The organism is Burkholderia diffusa (assembly GCF_902499115.1).
Lineage (GTDB): Bacteria > Pseudomonadota > Gammaproteobacteria > Burkholderiales > Burkholderiaceae > Burkholderia > Burkholderia diffusa.
On sequence record NZ_CABVPN010000060.1, the window covers coordinates 1 to 2,770 of the forward strand.

1 pseudogene is annotated in these 2,770 nt (G+C 64.4%); it reads right to left on the minus strand.

Annotated elements, in window-relative coordinates:
- Positions 1-2,770 (minus strand): annotated as a pseudogene (locus BTE28158_RS32150) (ESPR-type extended signal peptide-containing protein); the annotation flags it as partial.

A 2,770-nucleotide genomic window follows, 5' to 3' on the forward strand; every position in this document is an offset into this window, starting at 1 on the left:
TGATGCCGGTCGAGGTCGACGTGGACAGCGAGCTGATCGAGCTGGTTGCCGACGAGAGACCGGTCGACGTGGAGGTCGACAGCGAAGCCACCGAGCTATCGGTCGAGCTGAGGCCCGTGGACAACGAGCTGATGCCGGTCGAGGTCGAGGTGGACAGCGACGAGATTGAGCTGGTTGCCGACGAGAGACCCGTCGACGTGGAGGTCGACAGCGATGCCACCGAGCTGTCGGTCGAGCTCAGGCCGGTCGACAACGAACTGATGCCCGTCGAAGTCGAGGTGGAGAGCGAGCTGATCGAGCTGGTTGCCGACGAGAGGCCGGTCGACGTGGAGGTCGAGAGCGAAGCCACCGAGCTGTCGGTCGAGCTCAGACCCGTGGACAACGAGCTGATGCCCGTCGAGGTCGACGTGGACAGCGACGAAATCGAGCTGGTTGCCGACGACAGGCCGGTCGACGTGGAGGTCGACAGCGATGCCACCGAGCTGTCGGTCGAGCTGAGGCCCGTGGACAGCGAGCTGATGCCCGTCGAGGTCGACGTGGACAGCGAGCTGATCGAGCTGGTTGCCGACGAGAGGCCGGTCGACGTGGAGGTCGACAGCGAAGCCACCGAGCTGTCGGTCGAGCTCAGACCCGTGGACAACGAGTTAATGCCGGTCGAAGTCGACGTGGACAGCGACGAGATCGAGCTGGTTGCCGACGACAGGCCGGTCGAGGTCGACGTCGAGAGCGACGAGATCGAGCTAGTTGCCGACGAGAGGCCAGTCGACGTGGAGGTCGAGAGCGAAGCCACCGAGCTGTCGGTCGAGCTGAGGCCCGTGGACAGCGAGTTGATACCCGTCGAGGTCGACGTGGACAGCGACGAAATCGAGCTGGTTGCCGACGACAGGCCGGTCGACGTGGAGGTCGACAGCGAAGCCACCGAGCTGTCGGTCGAGCTCAGACCCGTGGACAACGAGCTGATGCCGGTCGAAGTCGACGTGGACAGCGACGAGATCGAGCTGGTTGCCGACGACAGGCCGGTCGAGGTCGACGTCGAGAGCGACGAGATCGAGCTAGTTGCCGACGAGAGGCCGGTCGACGTGGAGGTCGACAGCGAAGCCACCGAGCTATCGGTCGAGCTGAGGCCCGTGGACAACGAGCTGATACCGGTCGAGGTCGACGTGGACAGCGAGCTGATCGAGCTGGTTGCTGACGAGAGGCCGGTCGACGTGGAGGTCGAGAGCGAAGCCACCGAACTATCGGTCGAGCTGAGGCCCGTGGACAACGAGCTGATGCCGGTCGAAGTCGAGGTGGACAGCGAGCTGATGGAGCTGGTTGCCGACGAGAGGCCCGTCGACGTGGAAGTCGAGAGCGAAGCCACCGAGCTGTCGGTCGAGCTGAGGCCCGTGGACAACGAGCTGATGCCGGTCGAAGTCGACGTGGAGAGCGAGCTGATCGAGCTGGTTGCCGACGACAGGCCGGTCGACGTGGAGGTCGAGAGCGAAGCCACCGAGCTGTCGGTCGAGCTCAGCCCCGTGGACAACGAGCTGATGCCGGTCGAGGTCGACGTCGAGAGCGACGAAATCGAGCTGGTTGCCGACGAGAGACCGGTCGATGTGGAGGTCGAGAGCGATGCCACCGAGCTATCGGTCGAGCTGAGCCCCGTCGACAACGAAGTGATGCCGGTCGACAGCGACGAGATCGCGCTGCTGGATGACGACACCGTCGTCGACAGCGAATCCACGATGGAATTGGTCGCGAAGAGTTGGGAGCCGTTGATCGCGTCCGTGCTGGTCGCCGTGATTTGGCCTGCCGCGACATTGGTGATTTGGCGCGTGGTGCCCGTGCTCGCATTGCCGACGCTCACCACGCTGCTCGGATTGCCGCCCGCGAACGTGGTGGTCACGCCGCCGACGGTACCCGTCGGCGTCGCGTTGGGCGCTCCAGTGACGGAGCCGCTGCCGAGTGCGACGTCGCCGGCGTTGTTGGCGATGGCATTCGGGCCGATCGCGACCGAATCGGTGCCGAGCGCCTGGCTGTCGGCTGCTGTCGAATTTGCGTGGAAGTACTTGATGCCCTGGTTGTTGATGCTGTCGATCGCCGAGCCGACGCTGTTGGCGGTCGACGTTGTGCCGTTCGAGTTGTACGTCGTGTACGACGGAGCGGAAACCGTGCCGGTTGCCGGGTTGTAGCTCGCGCCGCCGCCGAGGGCTGCGGCGGTGCTGCTGCCCAGATTGTCGGTCTTGGTCGTGACAGTGCTGAGGCCCGTGGACAGCGAGTTGATGCCCGTCGAGGTCGACGTGGAGAGCGAGCTGATCGAGCTATTAGCGGACGAGAGACCCGTCGACGTGGACGACGACAGCGACGTGACCGAGCTGTTGGTCGAGCTCAGGCCCGTGGACAACGAGTTGATGCCGGTCGAAGTCGACGTGGAGAGCGAGCTGATCGAGCTATTAGCCGACGAGAGACCGGTCGACGTGGACGACGACAGCGACGTAACCGAGCTGTTGGTCGAGCTCAGGCCCGTGGACAACGAGTTGATACCCGTCGAGGTCGAGGTGGACAGCGAGCTGATCGAGCTATTGGCGGACGAGAGGCCAGTCGACGTGGAGGTCGACAGCGACGTGACCGAGCTGTTGGTCGAGCTCAGGCCCGTGGACAACGAGTTGATGCCGGTCGAAGTCGAGGTGGAGAGCGAGCTGATCGAGCTATTAGCCGACGAGAGACCCGTCGACGTGGAGGTCGACAGCGACGTAACCGAACTGTTGGTCGAGCTGAGGCCCGTGGACAA